This is a genomic window from Pseudomonas sp. B3G-3, assembly GCF_028640915.1.
Classification (GTDB): Bacteria; Pseudomonadota; Gammaproteobacteria; order Pseudomonadales; family Pseudomonadaceae; genus Aquipseudomonas; species Aquipseudomonas chlororaphis_I.
This window is the reverse complement of sequence record NZ_JAQZAB010000070.1, coordinates 69,509-88,727: the sequence shown is the minus strand read 5'-3', so window position 1 is coordinate 88,727 and position 19,219 is coordinate 69,509. Positions and strand designations below refer to the sequence as shown.

Genomic DNA, 19,219 nt, shown 5'->3' with positions numbered 1-19,219 from the left:
TTTATGCTGCTTTCTCTCGAACCCCGCGGCCAGCAATCGCGCCTGATGCTCTGGTGCTCGCCGCTGCTGGCCGCGGTCCTGACCCTGGGCTGCGGCTCGCTGCTGTTCATCGCCCTGGGCCACGACCCGCTGGAAACCTTGCACACCTTGCTGATCGCCCCGATCAGCGACCTGTATGGCGTCTCCGAACTGCTGGTCAAGGCACTGCCGATCCTGCTCTGTGCCCTCGGCCTGGCCGTGGCGTATCAGGCGCGGATCTGGAACATCGGCGCCGAAGGCCAATTGCTGCTCGGCGCCCTGGCCGGCAGCGCGCTGGCGGTGAACATCATCGACCTGCAAAGCCGCTGGGCGCTGGTGCTGATCCTGCTCACCGGCACCCTGGCCGGTGCCGCCTGGGCCGGGCTCACCGCCTGGTTGCGCACGCACTTCAATGCCAATGAAATCCTCACCAGCATCATGCTCAACTACATCGCCCTGAACCTGCTGCTGTATTGCGTGCACGGGCCGCTGAAAGACCCGGCCGGGTTCAACTTCCCCGAGTCGGCGATGTTCGGTGATGCCAGCCGCCTGCCGCTGCTCCTGGAAGATGGCCGGGTGCATGCCGGGGTGTATTTCGCCCTGCTGGCCCTGGTGGCGGTGTGGGTGCTGCTGCAAAAGAGCTTCGTCGGGTTCCAGATCAAGGTGCTGGGCCTGGACAAACGCGCCGCCGGCTTCGTCGGTTTTCGCGAGAAACGCCTGATCTGGCTGGCGCTGCTGATCAGCGGTGGGCTGGCCGGTCTGGCCGGGGTGTGCGAAGTCACCGGCCCCATCGGCCAACTGGTGCCCCAGGTGTCGCCCGGCTACGGCTATGCGGCGATCACAGTGGCCTTTCTCGGCCGCCTGCACCCCATCGGCATTCTGTTTTCCAGCCTGCTGATGGCGCTGCTGTACATCGGTGGCGAGAACGCGCAGATGAGCCTCAACCTGCCGCAAGCCATCACCCAGTTGTTCCAGGGCATGATGCTGTTCTTCCTGCTGGCCAGTGACGTGCTGATTCTCTATCGGCCACGCCTGAACCTGCGTTGGGCACGTCGCGCCGCCAACCCTTCCGTACAGGCAGGAGCGCTGTGATGGATATCGATCTGTTGAGCAATATTTTCTACGCCATGATCCGCTGCGGTACGCCGCTGCTGCTGGTGGCCCTGGGCGAACTGATCTGCGAAAAGAGCGGCGTCCTCAACCTCGGCCAGGAAGGCATGATGCTGTTTGGCGCGGTGATCGGTTTTATCGTCGCCCTGAACAGCGGCAACCTGTGGCTCGGCGTACTGCTGGCGATGCTCGCCGGGATGCTGCTGTCATCGCTGTTCGCCCTGGTGGCGCTGGTGTTCAACGCCAATCAGGTGGCCACCGGCCTGGCCCTGACCATCTTTGGTGTCGGGCTGTCGAGTTTCGTCGGCGCCAGCTGGGTCGGTAAACCCCTGGCCGGATTCGAGCCCATGGCGATTCCGCTGCTGAGCGAGATCCCGCTGATCGGACGCATGCTGTTTGCCCAGGACCTGCTGGTCTACCTGTCCTTTGCCCTGTTCGCCGGGGTGGCCTGGGTGATCCTGAAAAGCCGGGTCGGCCTGATCATCCAGGCAGTCGGCGAAAACCCCGACGCGGCCAGCGCCATGGGCCTGCCGGTGCTGCGGGTACGTACCCTGGCGGTGCTGTTCGGCGGCGCCATGGCCGGCCTGGCCGGGGCTTACCTGTCCCTGGCCTACACACCGATGTGGGCGGAAAACATGAGCGCCGGTCGCGGCTGGATCGCCCTGGCGCTGGTGGTGTTCGCCAGCTGGCGCGTGTGGCGCCTGCTGCTCGGCGCCTACCTGTTCGGCCTCGCCAGCATCCTGCATCTGGTGGCGCAGGGCCTGGGCCTGGCGATTCCCTCGAACCTGCTGGCGATGCTGCCGTATGCCGCGACCATCCTGGTGCTGGTGCTGCTGTCCCGTGATGCGCTGCGCACCCGCCTGTATGCGCCGGTGTCGCTGGGGCAGCCGTGGCAGGCAGGTCACTGATCGAAGACTTTTCACTATCGGCATGGGCTGCCTGACAGCCCATGCCCCCACCTCGCAACACCTCCCCTCAGCCCCCGGCCTAGGCCCAGGCAACTGCCATCAGAAAGGGCTAGCGGTCCCTATCACCCAACGTGCATGACTTCTGCCTGACAAGGACGGATGAATGGCGCCCCAAACCCGCGCAGCAGGCGCCGCTTGAGTGCGCAGCCACAAGTGGAAACAGCCACTCGACTGCCGAATAGCAACCGCTTATCCCTGAATCCGCGGCCAAGGTCATTTACTTTTCGCCCGGAAACCCTCTACTCCGGCCCCTCCCGGGAAATTGGCCCGCTTCCTGCTTAAACGATTAAGCTGACCCAAGGGTTAGCTTTTCTGGACGTGAGTTCCATTTTAATTTCGACGACTGACGAACACTTTGAACAGACAGGTTTGTCCTCAGCTGAAGTAACCGCACACGATATTCACAGGCAGAACCATTTGTTTTCTTACAATTGAAGAAGTGCATTACACCGCCCCGGGTTATCACTCGTCGCATGAGCACTCAGGCTAAAGAAAGACTGGATTATCTATTACAAGGTTATCTGTTCCCAATGCAGAAATCGGTCATATAGAAAGATCTGAGTCCTGCCTACTTATTCCAGTATCGGCTCCACCGATTTCCGGCTTATCTCCCAAGTGGCCGGACTCCTAGCACTGCAGGCTATTGATGAAGTAGCAGGCTGTGCTTTATGTCGACACGGGTAACTGTTGTCGACTTTTTTATTCGATTTCACTTCTTACTAAAGAGGTGAAGAGTTTTCCTCCACAGACAAGGATGTCTTTTCCGGCGAAGTCATTCATCGCCGGTTTTTTATTTATCAGAACCAAAGCCAGGGGTATGCATGCAATCAACAAGATTGACCTTTGCCCAGAACAGCCGGACCAGCGAAAGGCCCCGGCCACGGCTTATGGAATCTTCAGCCACGGCCCGATCAAGTTTCGCCCGGTTTTCCCCCTGCGCATTGTATCGGAGAGACCGCAGATCCCTGCTTCAAGCAGGCGATCCCTTCATACCGGTACGACCTTGCAGGCAGCCGAACACCCGGTCATCCAGGCTGACGAGGACCGTTTCATTTCGAGATATTGAGCCTGTTTTCAAGCACTTCCAGCGACAGGCCAGCTCTTGTATCCGAATCCTGACGCCGAGTAACAGACACAAAACGGTGCGAGGCGTTTCATGTTGGGGCGGATACAAAGGCCCCTGCGGCCACGTATTGAAAATCGATCTCAAGCCATTTGTCCCGACCAAAACCGCTCGTCAGGAAGAAACCATTCTTTCTCAGCCAAAATTGCCGATTTAGAGCTGTTTTCGAAGATTTTATACATGCTGAAAGGTTTAAGCTGAACTGTTGGTCAGGTTTTTGCAAAGACCCCTTCGCTCGTTCCACCTGGCCCTCCACAGAGGCGTGTCGAGCACCTGCACCAAGGCCTCGCAACGCCGGTCCAGTACCCGCTACCGAGCATGTATCTCAACGTTAATGAAGGATTTCACATGTTAGAAGATGTCATTCAGTACTCCAAAGACTCTTGGGGGCTCATTCCCCTGATGGTGGTGGTATTCATCATCGGGATCGCCGTGATCATCGAACGCTACTTCTTCTTCAGTACGAGTATCAAACTGGGACAAAGTCTTGATCTGGATTTGAAGCGGGTAGACCAGGACAACCTGGCCGACGTCAAGAAAGTTGCAGATCACTACAGTAAAAGTGCCCAAGGCAAGTTGGTATTGGCCGCGGTGGAGTCTCACGGCAAGTCCGAAGAGGCACTGGAGCGGGATATCGATGAAACCATCATGATTCAGATTCCGCGACTGGATCGCAATCTGTGGGTACTGGATACCTGTGTAACTTTAGGTCCGCTGCTTGGACTGCTCGGCACCATCATTCACATGATCCAGGTATTCAGTGTATTGGCGGCCAATACATCGCAGAAAGTCAGTTCGGTAACCGGGCCTATTGCCCATGCACTGGTCGCCACCGCTGTCGGTTTATGCATCGCCATCGTCTGCGTGATTTTTCTCAATCACTTCAACAAGCGTATCCGCCTGGTCGTCAATCAGATGGAACTGATCAAGTCCATGCTGGTTGGGCGCTTGGCCAAGGGTTGATTAATACCTACGCCACTCGGAGAAATAATCATGGCTAGCAAGAGATCAAACTATCTCGGACATGAAGAGAAAGCCCGCATCGAAATCATTCCGATGATCGACGTGATGATGTTTCTGTTGGTGTTCTTCGTACTCATCATGATCGAGATGATCCAGGGCACGGGCATTACCCTGGAGTTGCCGCAGTCTTCCTCGCAAGAAGCAATCGAGTCGGTAACGCTCAATATCGGCGTCGCCAACGACGGTGGCTTGTTTGTCGATGGCCAGCCCATCAGCGACGAGCAACTGACGAGCCGGCTCACCGAGATGCAGAACAGCGGAAAACTGGATGTAGTGATCGCCGGCGATCGTGGCACCCAATATGAAAGCATCGTGCACACAATGGATCTGGTACGCGCTGCCGGTATCAGTGCTATTGGCCTGGCGACGCAAAACTGATGAACGACCTGACCCCCAACGTACGGCGAGGGGCCTTGTGGGCCTCTGACGACCATCATGTCGACCATCACCTGTCGATGCCGGCGGCTATCGGCCTGGCTGTGCTGGCGGTTGCATTGGGTATCACGTTGCTGAGCCTGATCGAGGCCAAGCAGCCGGTAGTTGAGGAGCCTCCGAAGGTGACTAAGGTGACCATGGTGCAAGTCCCTCCTCCGCCACCGCCTGCACCGCCACCGCCCCCACCACCTGCGCCGCCTCCGCCGCCTCCCCCTCCACCGCCGCCTGCGCCGGTGAAAAAGCCTGCGCCGGCGAAAAAGGTCACGCCGGAGAAGCCGAAACCCAAACCGGAGCCCAAACCGCAACAGCCAGTGCCGCCGCCACCCGCGCCGACACCGCCACCACCGGTTACTCCACCGCCGCCACCGCCCGCACCGTCGAGCAGCACCGACGCGGTCGCCCTGGATCAGCAGGCACCGGTTTATCCGCGTGATGCCCGACAGGCCAAGATCGAGGGCTATGTGGTGCTGGAACTTGCGATCCGCCCGGACGGCACGGTTGCCAGTGCCAAGGTCCTCGAGTCGAAACCACGCAAGCTGTTCGACGAGGCCGCGATCAGCGCGGTGAAACGCTGGAAGTTCCAGCCGCGAATGGTCAATGGCGCAGCAGTTGAGCAGCGCGCTAAACAGACGGTCAGGTTCGACCTGAAATAAGCCCGTGGAGGGTGCGCGCGGAGCGCACGCCCTCTGCCAAGGAATCAAGACGATGACGACACGTACAACCAGTGGCGCACTCGCTGCCGCGCTGTGCTGCCTGGGCGCAGCCGGAGCAACCCAGGCCGCCGAGCAGCCGATTCAGATCAAGGCTGTAGTTCTGAGCATGTTCGAGGTCGGCCAGGATCAGGGAGACAACCCTGGCGAGTTTCAGTTCTGGCGTGAACGCGCCGGCCTGAATCAGTGCATGCCGCTCGCCCAGGGTTTTCATGACGTATGCCTGAACCCTGAAACCGGCGTCCTGGCAACGGTGACCGGCATGGGCACTGCCCGTGCGGCAGCGTCGGTAATGGCCCTGGGCATGGATCCACGCTTTGACTTGAGCAAGGCGTACTGGCTGGTCGCGGGCATTGCCGGCATCAATCCGCACAAGGGCTCCATCGGTTCGGCGGCATGGGCCAACTATGTGGTGGACGGTGACCTGGCGCACGAGATCGATGCGCGGGAAATCCCCAAAGACTGGAAAACCGGCTACACCCCGTTCTTTCGCGCAACGCCTTATGCCCAGCCACGTTCGGACAGCATCGGCGAAGTCTACAAGCTCAATGGTCGACTGGTGGATTGGGCCTACAACCTGACAAAGGACGTCCCACTGGTAGAAAACAAGGAACTGGCAGCGTTTCGGCAACAGTTCAAGGGCTTCCCCCAAGCCGTTCTGCCGGCCAGGGTCATGAAAGGCGACAACCTCGCCTCCTCGACGTTCTGGCACGGCAAGCGGCTCAACGACTGGGCCGGTGACTGGGTCAAGTACTGGACCGACGGCAAAGGGCAATTCGTGACTTCCGCCATGGAGGACACCGGAACCCTGCAGTCCCTCAGTTTCCTGAACAAAGCGGCGAAGGTGGACCTGGACCGCGTGCTGGTATTGCGTACCGCCAGTAACTACACCATGCAGCCACCCGGCATGAGCGCCGCGCAAAGCATGGCTCATGACCAGGCGGGTTTCGTCGGTATGCAGCCCTCGCTCGAGGCGGCCTATCGAGTGGGCAGCACAGTGATCAACGCGCTGACGGGAAACTGGGAGCTGTATTCGCAGACCCTGCCGGGACACTGAACTCATGACCCGGCCTGGTGAACGCCATACAACAAACTGAGCCATGACCCAAGAAGCGCGATCGAGCACTGACAAGCGGATGTCGTTGATAACCGCACTCGTTGCTTGAAAACACTTCCTGGCGACTGAAGCCGCTGTTTACCGGTTCGGACAATAACCATACAGCCAGCGCGTTGCCGGCGCTGATGCTTAACACCAATGCCCGTTGGCTGACATTCAACCAACCCGCATGACGGCCACGCCTTGCCTGAGAAACGGCAGGACTTACAACTAAGTGAAGAGGTGTTTCATGAAAATCCTCCTGGGTTTATTACTTGGATGCTTATCGGTAACGGCCTGGGCCGCGACCCCCGCGGTTCCGTGCAAAGCCGATATTGCGGTGATTGGCGGTACATTCATCAACGATGCCATGTTGAAGTCCGGAAAACTCAAGGAGTCCTTCACCCTTGAAACTCCAGCCGGAACTTCCCCAACTATCTATTGCGGCAACTATAAAAACGTTCCGTTCTATTACATCAATATGCATGGCGACGGAAAGATCGTCGAAACCTGGGCTGCCCTTTACCAGCTACGGGTTAAAGATGCGATTGGTGGGGCAACAGCCGGTGGTATCAACCCGGCAATGAAGCTCCACGATCTGGTGGTGGCCGATGATGTCATCGACTTCAACATCGACCGGCCACTGGCGCTGCCGGATGCCATCTACCGCAAGGGCGACCATCCGGTTCCGCGCTACACGCCAGCCATGGATCCCACTCTTCGCGACATCCTGATCGATGAGACGCAGAAACGCCTGAATCGTGGAGATGCTCCCGTCGCCGGGATCAACCTGCACAAGAGCGGGGTGATCATGCAAACCCGCGGCGGGCGTTTCGAAACGGCTGCGGAAGTGCGCATGCTGGCCAAGATGGGGGGCGACCTGGTGACCATGAGCGTGGGGTCGGAAGTGATCTATGCGCGCATGGCCGGGATCAACTATGCCTCGCTGATCGCCATCTCCAATCCAGCCGAAGGCCTGGGTAACTGGACATGGGACACCATTCGCGAAGTTTACCCACGGCTTAATCCGGTGTGCCTGGAAATCGTTCTGGAGTCGTTGCCGAAGATTGCCGCCATCGGCAATAAGCCGCGGGTCGGCGACAGTTTGCGTATTCATCCGGAAATGACCTCAGAGAAGAAGTAAGCGAACTTCAACTTGCTCTAGAAGGCTGTGCAAGTACGGCAGGAACAGTTTGTGTTTCTGCCCGTACGCACTCGCCTGTTGTTCAACAACTTTTACATAAAAGCAAATGTAGTAGGGGAGTGTTCCATGGGTACATATAACTGGCGTCACCCGCAAAAACTGGCCCTGGCAGTTGCGGCTGCTGTGCAGATTCTCGGCGGACAGGCCATGGCCGAAGATCAGAAAGAGACGGTCGAGCTTGAGGACTACATTCTCAAGGAGAGTGTCGAAGACACCATGGGCATCATGCCCAGCCAGCCGGTGAAGAGCGTTTTCGGCCTGGGCAAGTCCATCGCCGAAACCCCACGCTCGGTGTCGGATGTGTCGTCCGACCTGATCGAAAACTACGGCTTGCGCGACATCAACGACCTGGTTCGCCTCGCCCCGGGAGCCTACACCAGCTCCTTCTTCGGGGTGCCGGGGGCACTGAGCCTGCGTGGCGATGCCGCGGATAACTACTTCCGGGGGTTCAAGCGGGTAGAGAACCCTGGCAACTATGCAACGCCGATCCGCGCCGCCAGTTCGGTCGATATCGTGCGTGGCCCGGTTTCCCCCATCTACGGTGCCGGCAAGGTCGGCGGCTACATGAACTTCAACCCGAAATCCTCGAAGTCGGCGACCTCCAAGTTCATCGAAAAACCTACCGGGCAATTCGGTGTGACCGTGGGTTCCTATGACCAGTACATCACCACCGCCGAAGGCGGCTCGCCCTTCGAGCTGGGGGGGCGCCAGGGCGGTGTCTATGGTTTCTTCGAGCAGGAGGACTCGAAAAGCTACTTCGACAACGTCGAACCCAAGTCGACCATCGGCCAGATCGCCTTCGACATGGACCTCACCGACAACCTGCGGACCGAGTTCGGCGGCCAGTACCTGAAGGCCAAGCGCATCCAGAACCCCGGATGGAACCGGGTCACCCAGGACCTGATCGACCACGACACCTACATCACCGGCGCGCCGTCCAAGATGAGCTCAAGGGGCGATGTGCTGTTCCCTGACGATGTACGCAACAACATCAGCCCGGGCGTCGGTTTTCCACCGGGCAGCGGCAACTCCAAGCTGGACGTTTTCTGCCTGAACTACAGCAACTGCTTCTTCGACCCGAAAGACCCGAACGCGGCACTGAGCAACCCCGGGACCACCAAGCTCGACCGCAACAAGGTGTTCACCGACAAGAAGGACAAGGGCGAAAGCAAGGCCGCCACGGCGTACTTCGACCTTATCTGGTCGCTGGACAATGACATGGAGCTCAAGAACCAGTTCTTCTACGACTCCCTGGACCACAACAAATACACCAGCTATGGCTTCACCGCCGACTACGATGCCTACACCTGGGAAGACAAAGTCAGCCTGAGCTTCCCGCTGCAGATCGGGGAGGTCAGCACGTCCAACGTCGTCGGCGTCAACTATCGCTACTACAGCGCCATCGACCGTGAGTCCTACCTCGATGAAATCCTCGACCGCCGCGACCTGAACGTCGGGCCGACACCGGACGACAGCTTCGACATCGGTCATACCGGCAACGTCGAGATCGCTCCCGGCATGTACCGACGCAACTTCAACACCCAGAGCGCATCCATCACCAAAAACACCGGCGCGTTCATGCTGTCCGACATGAACTGGCAGAACTGGAACCTGCTGCTGGGCTACCGCTTCGACTACTACGACGCCAAGGCCAAGGAGAAGGCCCAGGCCACCAATGGCGATCTGGTCCGCGATGCCAATGGCGACGGGCGTCCGGACAAAGCCACCAACCACAACACCACTGACTCGTTCAGTGCCAGCCTCTCGTACAAGACGCCGTGGGGGTTCATCCCTTACTTCACCTACGCCGAGTCGACCGCGCTGTCGTCCAACCAGGCAGGCGGCGTAACAGCGTCGGACGTCTCCAGCGGCAACTACCTGCAGGACTCGAAACTGCGCGAGTACGGCATCAAGTACAACAGCGAGAACGGCAACGTCTACGCCGCGCTGGCCTACTACGACCAGGAGAAGACCTACCGCGACTCGCAAAACGGCAGCACTGTGCTGGTCAACGGCAAGGGTTACGAAGGTGAGTTGCGCTGGATGCTCAACCAGAACTTCTCCATGACGGCCTCGGCGACCAAACAGAAGGTGCGTGAGAAAGGGCAGCCTTTCACCGTGCTCAATACCGCCGCTGTCGCCCAAGCCTATGGCCTGGATCCGTCGCAACTCTATGGCTTCCGCTTCTTCGACCCGACCGGCCAGGTACTGGGTGGCGAGTACGATCGTGGCGGCGTACCGGAGTGGGTAACCAGCCTGTATGGCAACTACACCCAGCCGACCCCTTGGGGTGGCCGTGTGAACGCCAGCCTGGGCTTCACCTGGGTAGACGAGCAATGGGCGGACAACCAGAAGCAGATCAAGCTGCCTGACTACACCGTATGGAACGGCTCGGTGGGCTATTCCGAGAAGTCCTGGGAAGCGCTGTTTACCGTCAACAACCTGTTCAACGAGAAGTACTTCACTTCCGCCAACCTGTTCGACTCGACCCTGGTGTTCCCTTCCGCTCCGCGTACCTACACCGCCAGCTTCGTTTACAAATTCTGACCTCGCTGGCTAACCAGGGAGGCCCTGCCCGGGGCCTCCCTCATAGCTGATGGATTTCAAGCATTCGGCAACTCGCTCATGGCAGACCTCAGCGCCGCACTCCCCACGCGTCCGCTCGATAGCCGGCGCTGCATTCATGACAAGCGCGCCAGCCGCACCCCCAGCGCTAGCGACATGAGTTTCAACGAGCCATGAGGATGCCCTGCAACTTCGGAGGAATACCTGTAATGAGCCACAACGACCCTGAAAACCCTGACACCCCGATCGATCCCAGTCGTCGCCACTTTCTCGCCGGTACCGCGGTACTGGGTGCCGGCGCCGCGCTCAACGGTTGCACGCCCAACAGCGATGCGCCCCCTACACCGGGCAAGCGCCCACTGTCCGCTGCCGAACTGGACAGGTCACTGCGCAAGCACGTCAAGACGGTGGTGGTGATCTATGCCGAGAACCGCAGCTTCAACAACCTGTTCGCCGATTTCCCCGGCCTCGAGCAGCCTCTTTCCAGCCTCAAGCCCGCCGCTTACCAGCAGCGCGACCGCGACGGCAGCCTGCTGCAAATCCTGCCCCCGGTCTGGGGCGGCACCCTGCATCTGGGACCGCAGACCGCGGATGGCGTGACCTATCCCGCTGGCGTGCCATTTCAGCAGGACCTGCCGAACGCGCCGTTCGCCCTCAAAGGCCCGAATGCCGAGGACCTCCCGCTGAGCCTGGTGACCCGCGATTTGTCCCACGAGTTCTACCAGAACCAGATGCAGATCAACGGTGGCATGAATGACCGGTTCGCCGCCTGGTCCGACTCCGGCGGCCTGACGATGGGGCACTACAGGCAAAGCCGCTATGCCCTTCGCCTGTGGGATATCGCGCGGCAGTTCGTGCTCTGCGACAACTTCTTCCAGGGCGCCTTTGGCGGTTCGTACCTGAACCACCAATACCTGATCTCGGCGGCGGTGCCGCACTATCCGAACGCCCGCAACTCGGTGGCCAAGGTGAAGATCGCCAACCTGCACAGCGACGACCCCAGCGACCCGCGGCTCAGGCCCCTGGCCGACTCGCCCGCCAGTGCCATGGACGGCCCCGCCCAGTTCGGCCCCTGCGCGCTCACCCCGGACGGTTATGCGGTCAACACCTTCGCGCCGCCCTACTGGCCGACCTGGCAACGCGACCCACAACGACCGGACTATTCCAGACCGGACCTGCCCTTCGTGCTGGTTCCGCAAAGCCACGAGCACATTGGCGACAAGCTGTCGAAAAGGAACATCGACTGGGCCTGGTACGCCGGTGGCTGGCAGGCCACCCTGGATGAGTTCAGCGGCTCGGGCGCGATCCCGAAAATCCCCAACTTCCAGTACCACCACCAGCCCTTCAACTACTTCCGGCAGCAAGGCCCGGAGCACCCCGGTGAACGCGCCAGGCGCCTGCGCGATGGCGGCCTGGGCGACGACCCGTCGACGAACCGGTTCTTCGCCGACGCCCTGGCCGGCAAGCTGCCGAGCGTGAGCTTCTACAAGCCCCAGGGCAACCTCAACATGCATGCCGGGTACACAGACGTCGCCGCGGGCGACCGGCATCTGGTCCGCGCGATCAAGACCCTGCAGGACAGTCCGCAGTGGAACAACATGGTGCTGATTGTCACGGTCGACGAGAACGGCGGCTGGTGGGATCACGTGGCTCCGCCCAAGGGCGATCGCTGGGGCCCGGGCAGCCGTATTCCGGCCCTGGTGGTATCGCCCTTCGCCCGCAAGGGGACGGTGGATCACACGGTGTATGACACCGCATCGATCCTGCGCCTAGTGACCCGGGTCTTCGACCTGGAAAAGCTCGATGGCCTGAAACTGCGTGACGAGGCCATGGCCGCCCGGGAACAGTCCCCCATGGGCGACCTGACCAATGCGTTGCAGTTCGATTAGCCAGCGCCGGAAAGGACTGATCGCGGCAGACGTCCAGTGGATCGGGTTATGGACGGCCTTGCTCATCCCCTGCGTTCGCTGCGACGCCCTCGCCGAGCTGCCGGCTCCTGCCCCCGTGGGATCCGGCCGTCCGACCATGCTTCAGGCCCTGCCAGGAATCGCCCGCTGCTCCCCGCGAACCGGCCACAACTGCGCCACCGCCCAGGCCAGTTCGAAAAACAGGATCACGCCGATCAAGGCCGTGCCGCCGTGGGCCAGGGCGTAGATCTGCCAGGTGGAGAACAGCAGCCGGCCGGCGGCGTCGTAGCGTCCGAAGGCCAGCTGCGGATCGCGGATGCGCAGCACCGACCACACGCAGACGATCGAGCCCATCAGGTTGACCATCAGCAGATGCATGGGCGCGAACGGCGGCAGGTCGCCGGGCAGGTTGAAGGCCTGGCTCCACTGCTGCATCAGCCCGTGCAGGGCGAGAAAGCTCCAGGGGGTGACAAAGGCGGCGGTGACGATCAGGTCGTACCAACCGCTGGCCCGCACCAATTGACGGTATTGCGCTGTGCTCCACATAAAGGATCGCTCCGGATATTCAAGGAGCACGCAGGCTAAAGCCTGGAGTATGCTCCAGGGTCAAGCCCTTCCGAGACTCCTGCATGCGCATCGGTGAACGTGCCCAGGCCTGCGCCGTCAGCCGCGATACCCTGCGCTTCTACGAGCAGCGCGGATTGATTGCGGCGCAACGCACCGCCAACGGCTATCGTGATTACCCCAGCGACAGGGTGCAGCTGGCGCTCTACATCAAGACCGCGCAACGCCTGGGCTTCAGCCTCGGCGCGATCGGCAGCGGCGTTGCCCCTTAAATCCATGATCTTCACTCATCAAGGAATCCCTGCATGTCTACGCCAAAAACCGCACTGATCATCGGCGCCTCCAGAGGCCTGGGCCTGGGCCTGGTGCAACGCCTGCTGGACGCTGGCTGGCAGGTCACCGCCACCGTGCGCAATCCGCAAAAAGCCGAGGCGCTCAAGGCCCTGGGTCCGGTCCGCATCGAACAGCTGGACATGGACGACCAGCAGGCGGTGATCGCCCTGAACCAGAAGCTCAAAGGCGAAGTGTTCGACCTGCTGTTCGTCAACGCCGGGGTCAAGGGGCCGGACGACCAGACGCCGGGCAAGGCGACCCTGGCGGAAGTCGGCCAGCTGTTCTTCACCAACGCCGTGGCGCCGATCAACCTGGCCCAGCGTTTCGCCCCGCAGATCCGCCCGGACAGCGGCGTGCTGGCGTTCATGAGTTCGGTGCTGGGCAGCGTGACCATGCCCGACGCGCCGGAGCTGGCGCTGTACAAGGCCAGCAAGGCGGCGCTGAATTCCATGACCAACAGCTTCGTGACCCAGCTCGAGCAGAAGCTCACCGTGCTGTCGCTGCACCCGGGTTGGGTGAAGACCGATATGGGCGGCGAAGGCGCCGACATCGACGTCGAGACCAGCACCCGCGGCCTGATCGAGCAGATCAATGCCTATACCGGCAAGGGCGGGCACCATTTCGTCAACTACAAGGGCGAGACCATTCCCTGGTAAGCCTGCACCTGTAGCCGCTGTCGACATCGCAGCGCCCTCTTCGTGGTCGAGCGCAGCCTTCGGTAGCGGCTACAGGACGTTATCGCGGGCCAGCCTCGCGCCTACAGTGACCGCCTGTAGGAGCGAGGCTTGCCCGCGATAGACCGCGCAGCGGTCTCCCCGTAAACTGCGCACCTCGCCCCCGCGGCGACCCTGGATCAGCAGACAGGGCAACACTGAGCTGGCTAACCTGAACCCACTTTCAGAGGAGCCGGCCACCATGCCTGCGACCCGTACCTGGTTAAAAAATCCCCTCGCCATTTTCACTGGCAATGCCCTCGACGCCCGTGGCGGCCTGGTGCTGCAAGACGGCCTGATCGTCGAAGTGCTCGGCGCCGGGCAGCAACCCGCCCAGCCCTGTGGACAGGTCTTCGATGCCCGCGAGCACGTGCTGCTGCCGGGGCTGATCAACACCCATCACCACTTCTATCAGACCCTGACCCGCGCCTGGGCGCCGGTGGTCAACCAGCCGCTGTTTCCCTGGCTGAAAACCCTGTACCCGGTCTGGGCCCGGCTGACCCCGGAGAAACTCGCCCTGGCCAGTAAAGTGGCGTTGGCCGAACTGCTGCTGTCAGGCTGCACCACCGCCGCCGACCACCACTACCTGTTCCCCGAGGGCCTGGAAAACGCCATCGACGTGCAGGTGGCCAGCGTGCGCGAACTGGGCATGCGCGCCATGCTCACCCGCGGTTCCATGAGCCTCGGCGAAGCGGATGGCGGCCTGCCGCCGCAACAGACCGTGCAGCAGGGCGAGGTGATTCTCGCCGACAGCCAGCGGCTGATCGCCGAGTACCACCAACGCGGCGCCGGCGCGCAGATCCAGATCGCCCTGGCGCCCTGCTCGCCGTTCTCGGTGACCCCAGAGATCATGGCGGCCAGTGCCGAGCTGGCGGAAAAACTCGACGTGCGCCTGCACACCCACCTGGCGGAAACCCTCGACGAGGAAGACTTCTGCCTGCAACGTTTCGGCCTGCGCACCGTGGACTACCTGGACAGCGTCGGCTGGCTCGGCCCGCGGACCTGGCTGGCCCACGGCATCCATTTCAACCCGGATGAAATCGCCCGCCTTGGCGCGGCCGGGACCGGCATCTGTCACTGCCCGAGTTCCAACATGCGCCTGGCCTCGGGCATCTGCCCGACCCTGGAACTGACCGACGCCGGCGCGCCTGTGGGCCTGGGCGTGGATGGCTCAGCCTCGAACGACGCCTCGAACATGATTCTCGAAACCCGCCAGGCCCTGTACCTGCAGCGCCTGCGTTACGGCGCCGAGAAGATCACCCCGGAGTTGGTGCTGGGCTGGGCCACCCGGGGTTCGGCACGGTTGCTGGGGCGCAGCGATATCGGCGAGCTGGCCGTGGGCAAACAGGCCGACCTGGCGCTGTTCAAGCTCGATGAGCTGCGCTTCTCCGGCAGCCATGATCCGTTGTCGGCGTTGCTGCTGTGCGGCGCGGACCGCGCGGACCGGGTGATGGTCGGCGGCCAGTGGCGGGTGATTGACGGACAGGTCGAAGGGTTGGACCTGAAGGGGTTGATTGCCGATCACAGCCAGGCGGCCCGGGAGTTGATCGGCGGCGCCTGATCCGGTGTTATCGCGAGCAAGCTCGCTCCTACAGGGAACCGGTTCCGATCATTTCCAGAATGAATCACGCCGGATGTAGGAGCGAGCTTGCTCGCGATGCTCTTCAAAGACCCAGTAACGACAACATGATAAAGGTCGCGAACAGCACGAAGTGGGTCATGCCTTCGATGGCATTGGTCTCACCGTCGTTGAGGTTGATCGCGCTGACGATCAGGGTGATGAAGATCATCACCGTCTGCACCGGGGTCATCGCCATCTGGAACGGCTGGCCGGTGTAGAGCGCCATGGCCTCCATCACCGGCACCGTCAGGATCACCGTCGACAGCGACGCGCCCAACGCAATGTTGACCACCGACTGCATGCGATTGGCTAACGCCGCGCGCAGGGCCGTGAGGATCTCCGGCGCCGCGGAAATCGCCGCCACCAGGATCGCCGTGATCACCGGCGGCGCGCCCGTGCCTTCCAGCCCCAGGTCGAGAGTCTTGGACATCACCTCCGCCAAGGCGCCGATCAGCACCACGCCGAACACCAGGGTGGCGATGGAGAACGCCAGGCTGACAGGCTCTGGCTGGTCTTCCGTCGGTTCTTTCTTACGGCGTTTTTCCGGGTAGCTGTAGCTGAAGAAGTAGCTGTGGGCACCGACCTGCATGCGCAGGAACAGGGTGTACAACAGCACCATGGCGCCAATGGTAAAGGCCGAGTAGAGCTTCCATTTCGCTTCGGGGATGAACTCCGGCACCACCATCGACACGCCCATGGCGGTGAGGATCATCACGCTGTAGGAGCGCGCCGAGTCGTCGTTGTAGGCCTGCTCGCCATGCTTGATCCCGCCCATCAGCGCGGCCAGGCCGAGGATGCCGTTGATGTCGAGCATCACCGCCGAATAGATGGTATCGCGCACCAGGGTCGGCGAGGCCTCGTTGCTCATCATGATCGCCAGGATCACCACTTCCACCAGGACCGCGGCGAGGGTCAGGATCATGGTGCCGTAGGGGTCGCCGACCTTCTCCGCCAGCAGCTCGGCGTGGTGGGCGACGCGCATCGAGGCGGCGACGATGAAACCGATCAGCACCAGCCCGGAAATCAGCGCCACGCCCTGGCCGCTGTTGAGCAGCGCATGCTCCAACGGATAGGCAACCAGCGCCGCGAGCAGCGCCAGCAACAGAAAACTTTCTTGCTTGAGTGAAGTGAACATTGCAGTCCTTTGACCGGATAAATCGAGCAGTAGAGATGAGCTAAAGACTGCATGGAGTCACTAACGTTTCGTTACACCTTCGTGCACCAGGGGTTGGCATGGAGTGGGCATGGCGCACCGGGTTGGCTCTTGGGCGGCCTTGAGATTGATCGCGGGCAAGCCTCGCTCCTACAGGATTTACGCCATGCCGGATCCCGTGATCGCCGCGATTCTGCAGGAGCGAGGCTTGCCCGCGAAGGCTTCACCCTGCCCCCCGAAATTTTGTTGTCCTGTTGGTCAGCTATTTGCATTGAGCCATTCAAGCCTCAGGGCTCAGCCTCGCCCCACAACAAAATGGAGTCCGGATTCATGCATAAACGTCCGTTGCAAAAATTGCTGTGCGCCCTCACCGCGGCCATCGGCCTGAGCGTCTCGCTGGGCGCCAGCGCCGCCGATCCATTGAAGGTCGGCTTCGTCTATATCGGCCCGATCGGCGACCACGGCTGGACCTATCAGCATGAACAGGGACGCAAGGCGCTGGTGGAGAAGTTCGGCGACCGGATCAAGACCAACTACGTGGAGAACGTCGCCGAAGGCGCCGACGCCGAGCGGGTGATCCGCAACATGGCCAAGGACCAGTACGACCTGATCTTCACCACCTCCTTCGGCTACATGAACCCGACCCTGAAAGTCGCCAAGCAATTCCCCAAGACCACCTTCGAACACGCCACCGGCTACAAGCAGGACAAGAACCTCGGCACCTACCTGGCCCGCACCTATGAAGGTCGCTACGTCGGCGGTTTCCTCGCGGCGAAGATGACCAAGAGCAAGAAGGTCGGCTACATCGCCTCCTTCCCGATCCCGGAAGTGATCCGCGACATCAATGCCATCCAGCTGGCCCTGAACAAATACAACCCGGGCACCGAGATCAAGGTGGTGTGGGTCAACTCCTGGTTCGACCCGGGCAAGGAAGCCGACGCCGCCAACGCCCTGATCGACCAGGGCGCCGACGTGATCTTCCAGCACACCGACAGCCCGGCGCCGATCCAGGCCGCCGAACGCCGTGGCGTGTATGCCGTGGGCTACGCCTCGGACATGGCCCACTTCGGGCCCAAAGCGGTGCTGACTTCCATCGTCAACAACTGGGGCCCGCACTACATCCAGGCCACCCAGGGCGTGCTCGACCACAGCTGGAAATCCCAGGACTACTGGGGCGGCCTGAAGGAAGGCACGGTCGAACTGCCGATCAGCGACCTGGTGCCCGCCGACGTCAAGCGTGAGGCCGAGCAGATCATCGCCGACATCAAGAGCGGCGCCTTCCACCCGTTCACCGGGCCGATCAAGGATCAGGCCGGCGTGGAAAAACTCGCCGCCGGGGTCAGCGCCAGCAATGCCGAGCTCGCGTCGATGAACTATTACGTGGAAGGCATGAAGGCCGACATTCCGAAATGACTCATCGAATCCTGTAGCCGCAGCCGCAGTTGCACTAAGTTCCGAAGGACCTTGGCTCGATATCCAGAGCACGCCCCCTTCGGGGTCGATCGCAGCCTGCGGCAGCGGCTACAGGGCAGCGGCTACCTTGAGAGCATTTATATGAACCAGCTTCCAATCATCGACATCAGCCCGCTCTACGGCGACGACGCCCACGGCTGGAACAGCGTCGCCCAGCAGATCGACCGCGCCTGCCGCGAGTGGGGCTTCTTCTATATCAAGGGCCACCCGATCAGCGCCGCGCGCATCGGCCAGTTGCTCGACGCCGCCCGGCAATTCTTCGCCCTGCCGGCCGCCGAGAAACTCAAGATCGATATCACCCAGACCCGCCACCATCGCGGCTACGGTGCGATCGCTACTGAGCAGCTGGACCCGGACAAGCCCAGCGACCTCAAGGAAACCTTCGACATGGGCCTGCACCTGCCGGCCGACCATCCCGAGGTGCTCGCGGAAAAACCGCTGCGCGGCAGCAACCGGCACCCGGATATCGCCGGCTGGGAAACCCTGATGGAGCAGCACTACCTGGACATGCAGGCCCTGGCCCAGACCCTGCTGCGGGCCATGACCCTGGCCCTGGGCATCGAGCGTGACTTCTTCGACCGCCGCTTCAAGGAGCCGGTCAGCGTCCTGCGCCTGATCCATTACCCGCCGCGGCACACCGCCAGCAGCGACGAGCAGCAAGGCGCCGGCGCCCACACCGACTACGGCTGCATCACCCTGCTCTACCAGGACAGCGCCGGCGGCCTGCAGGTGCGCAACGTCCAGGGCCAGTGGATCGACGCCCCGCCCATCGCGGGCACCTTCGTGGTCAACCTCGGCGACATGATGGCGCGCTGGAGCAACGACCGTTACCTGTCGACGCCGCACCGGGTGATCAGCCCGCTGGGGGTGGACCGCTACTCGATGCCGTTCTTCGCCGAGCCCCATCCGGATACGCGCATCGAATGCCTGCCCGGCTGCCAGGATGCCGAGCATCCGCCGAAGTACCCGGTCACCACCTGCGCCGAGTTCCTCTTGTCGCGGTTCGCCGATACCTATGCCTATCGCCGGGAACTGCAAGCGTCCTGATCGGCCGGTTGGTCAGGTTTTGCCGAATCGTCCGCGTGCGCCTGTAGAATGCCTGCCCTTATGGGCGCGATGGGAACCTGACGCGCCCGCGCAGCCCTGGGGAAATCCGGGGCCAGCGCCTGTCATCGCACCTTGCGGTCGGCTTTTCGCCGCAGG

The 19,219-nt window shown here is 61.6% G+C and carries 15 protein-coding genes and 1 pseudogene; 14 read left to right on the top strand and 2 right to left on the bottom strand.

Features of this window, described 5'->3' with window-relative positions:
* Nucleotides 1-3: 3 nt before the first annotated feature.
* From PVZ80_RS07735 to acpA, 9 genes are all read left to right on the top strand, one after another.
* A complete protein-coding gene (locus PVZ80_RS07735; RefSeq protein WP_016703815.1) occupies nt 4-1,110 on the top strand; it encodes an ABC transporter permease in 1,107 nt (368 codons plus the stop codon).
* Nucleotides 1,110-2,036: an ABC transporter permease gene (locus tag PVZ80_RS07730; RefSeq protein ID WP_016703814.1), complete on the top strand. Its 927-nt coding sequence runs from the start codon at nt 1,110-1,112 to the stop codon at nt 2,034-2,036. Before PVZ80_RS07735 ends, PVZ80_RS07730 begins: the two co-directional genes overlap by 1 nt.
* Nucleotides 2,037-3,567: 1,531 nt before the next feature.
* Entirely contained in the window at nt 3,568-4,182 is a 615-nt protein-coding gene (locus PVZ80_RS07725) for a MotA/TolQ/ExbB proton channel family protein (RefSeq protein ID WP_009046830.1), read from the top strand.
* Between the two features lie 30 nt (nt 4,183-4,212).
* Nucleotides 4,213-4,620 carry an ExbD/TolR family protein gene (locus PVZ80_RS07720; protein ID WP_009046829.1) on the top strand — a complete coding sequence of 136 codons (408 nt, stop codon included), beginning with the start codon at nt 4,213-4,215 and terminating at the stop codon, nt 4,618-4,620.
* The gene (locus PVZ80_RS07715) at nt 4,620-5,330 is read left to right on the top strand and encodes an energy transducer TonB (RefSeq protein ID WP_037005633.1); all 711 of its coding nucleotides are present in this window, start codon (nt 4,620-4,622) and stop codon (nt 5,328-5,330) included. The genes PVZ80_RS07720 and PVZ80_RS07715 overlap by 1 nt, the downstream gene beginning before the upstream one ends.
* Nucleotides 5,331-5,382: 52 nt before the next feature.
* A complete protein-coding gene (locus PVZ80_RS07710) occupies nt 5,383-6,444 on the top strand; it encodes a purine nucleoside permease (protein ID WP_009046827.1) in 1,062 nt (353 codons plus the stop codon).
* Between the two features lie 289 nt (nt 6,445-6,733).
* Nucleotides 6,734-7,627 (top strand): phosphorylase family protein, encoded by an 894-nt coding sequence (locus PVZ80_RS07705; protein ID WP_041988672.1) that lies wholly within the window; start codon nt 6,734-6,736, stop codon nt 7,625-7,627.
* 126 nt (nt 7,628-7,753) lie between these two features.
* The gene (locus PVZ80_RS07700) at nt 7,754-10,234 is read left to right on the top strand and encodes a TonB-dependent siderophore receptor (protein WP_016703810.1); all 2,481 of its coding nucleotides are present in this window, start codon (nt 7,754-7,756) and stop codon (nt 10,232-10,234) included.
* Between the two features lie 227 nt (nt 10,235-10,461).
* Nucleotides 10,462-12,141, top strand: a complete 1,680-nt coding sequence (acpA, locus tag PVZ80_RS07695) for an acid phosphatase (protein WP_273863625.1) — start codon at nt 10,462-10,464, stop codon at nt 12,139-12,141.
* Nucleotides 12,142-12,282: 141 nt separating this feature from the next.
* Here acpA and PVZ80_RS07690 read toward each other — a convergent pair whose 3' ends face one another.
* The gene (locus tag PVZ80_RS07690) at nt 12,283-12,705 is read right to left on the bottom strand and encodes a hypothetical protein (protein WP_273863624.1); all 423 of its coding nucleotides are present in this window, start codon (nt 12,703-12,705) and stop codon (nt 12,283-12,285) included.
* A gap of 83 nt (nt 12,706-12,788) precedes the next feature.
* On the opposite strand from PVZ80_RS07690, the pseudogene PVZ80_RS07685 reads away from it, so the two are divergent.
* The 3 genes and pseudogenes from PVZ80_RS07685 to PVZ80_RS07675 form a co-directional block, all read left to right on the top strand.
* Nucleotides 12,789-12,989: pseudogene (locus tag PVZ80_RS07685) on the top strand (MerR family transcriptional regulator); the annotation flags it as partial.
* A gap of 39 nt (nt 12,990-13,028) precedes the next feature.
* Entirely contained in the window at nt 13,029-13,712 is a 684-nt protein-coding gene (locus PVZ80_RS07680) for an SDR family oxidoreductase (protein WP_009046821.1), read from the top strand.
* Nucleotides 13,713-13,971: 259 nt separating this feature from the next.
* The gene (locus PVZ80_RS07675) at nt 13,972-15,330 is read left to right on the top strand and encodes an 8-oxoguanine deaminase (RefSeq protein ID WP_041988663.1); all 1,359 of its coding nucleotides are present in this window, start codon (nt 13,972-13,974) and stop codon (nt 15,328-15,330) included.
* Nucleotides 15,331-15,433: 103 nt separating this feature from the next.
* Here PVZ80_RS07675 and PVZ80_RS07670 read toward each other — a convergent pair whose 3' ends face one another.
* The gene (locus PVZ80_RS07670; RefSeq protein ID WP_041988661.1) at nt 15,434-16,525 is read right to left on the bottom strand and encodes a calcium:proton antiporter; all 1,092 of its coding nucleotides are present in this window, start codon (nt 16,523-16,525) and stop codon (nt 15,434-15,436) included.
* A gap of 348 nt (nt 16,526-16,873) precedes the next feature.
* On the opposite strand from PVZ80_RS07670, the gene PVZ80_RS07665 reads away from it, so the two are divergent.
* A complete protein-coding gene (locus PVZ80_RS07665) occupies nt 16,874-17,956 on the top strand; it encodes a BMP family ABC transporter substrate-binding protein (protein ID WP_038630529.1) in 1,083 nt (360 codons plus the stop codon).
* A 141-nt stretch (nt 17,957-18,097) separates the two neighbouring features.
* Nucleotides 18,098-19,063, top strand: coding sequence for a 2-oxoglutarate and iron-dependent oxygenase domain-containing protein (locus tag PVZ80_RS07660; RefSeq protein WP_110176086.1), 966 nt, complete (start codon nt 18,098-18,100; stop codon nt 19,061-19,063).
* Nucleotides 19,064-19,219: the final 156 nt, after the last annotated feature.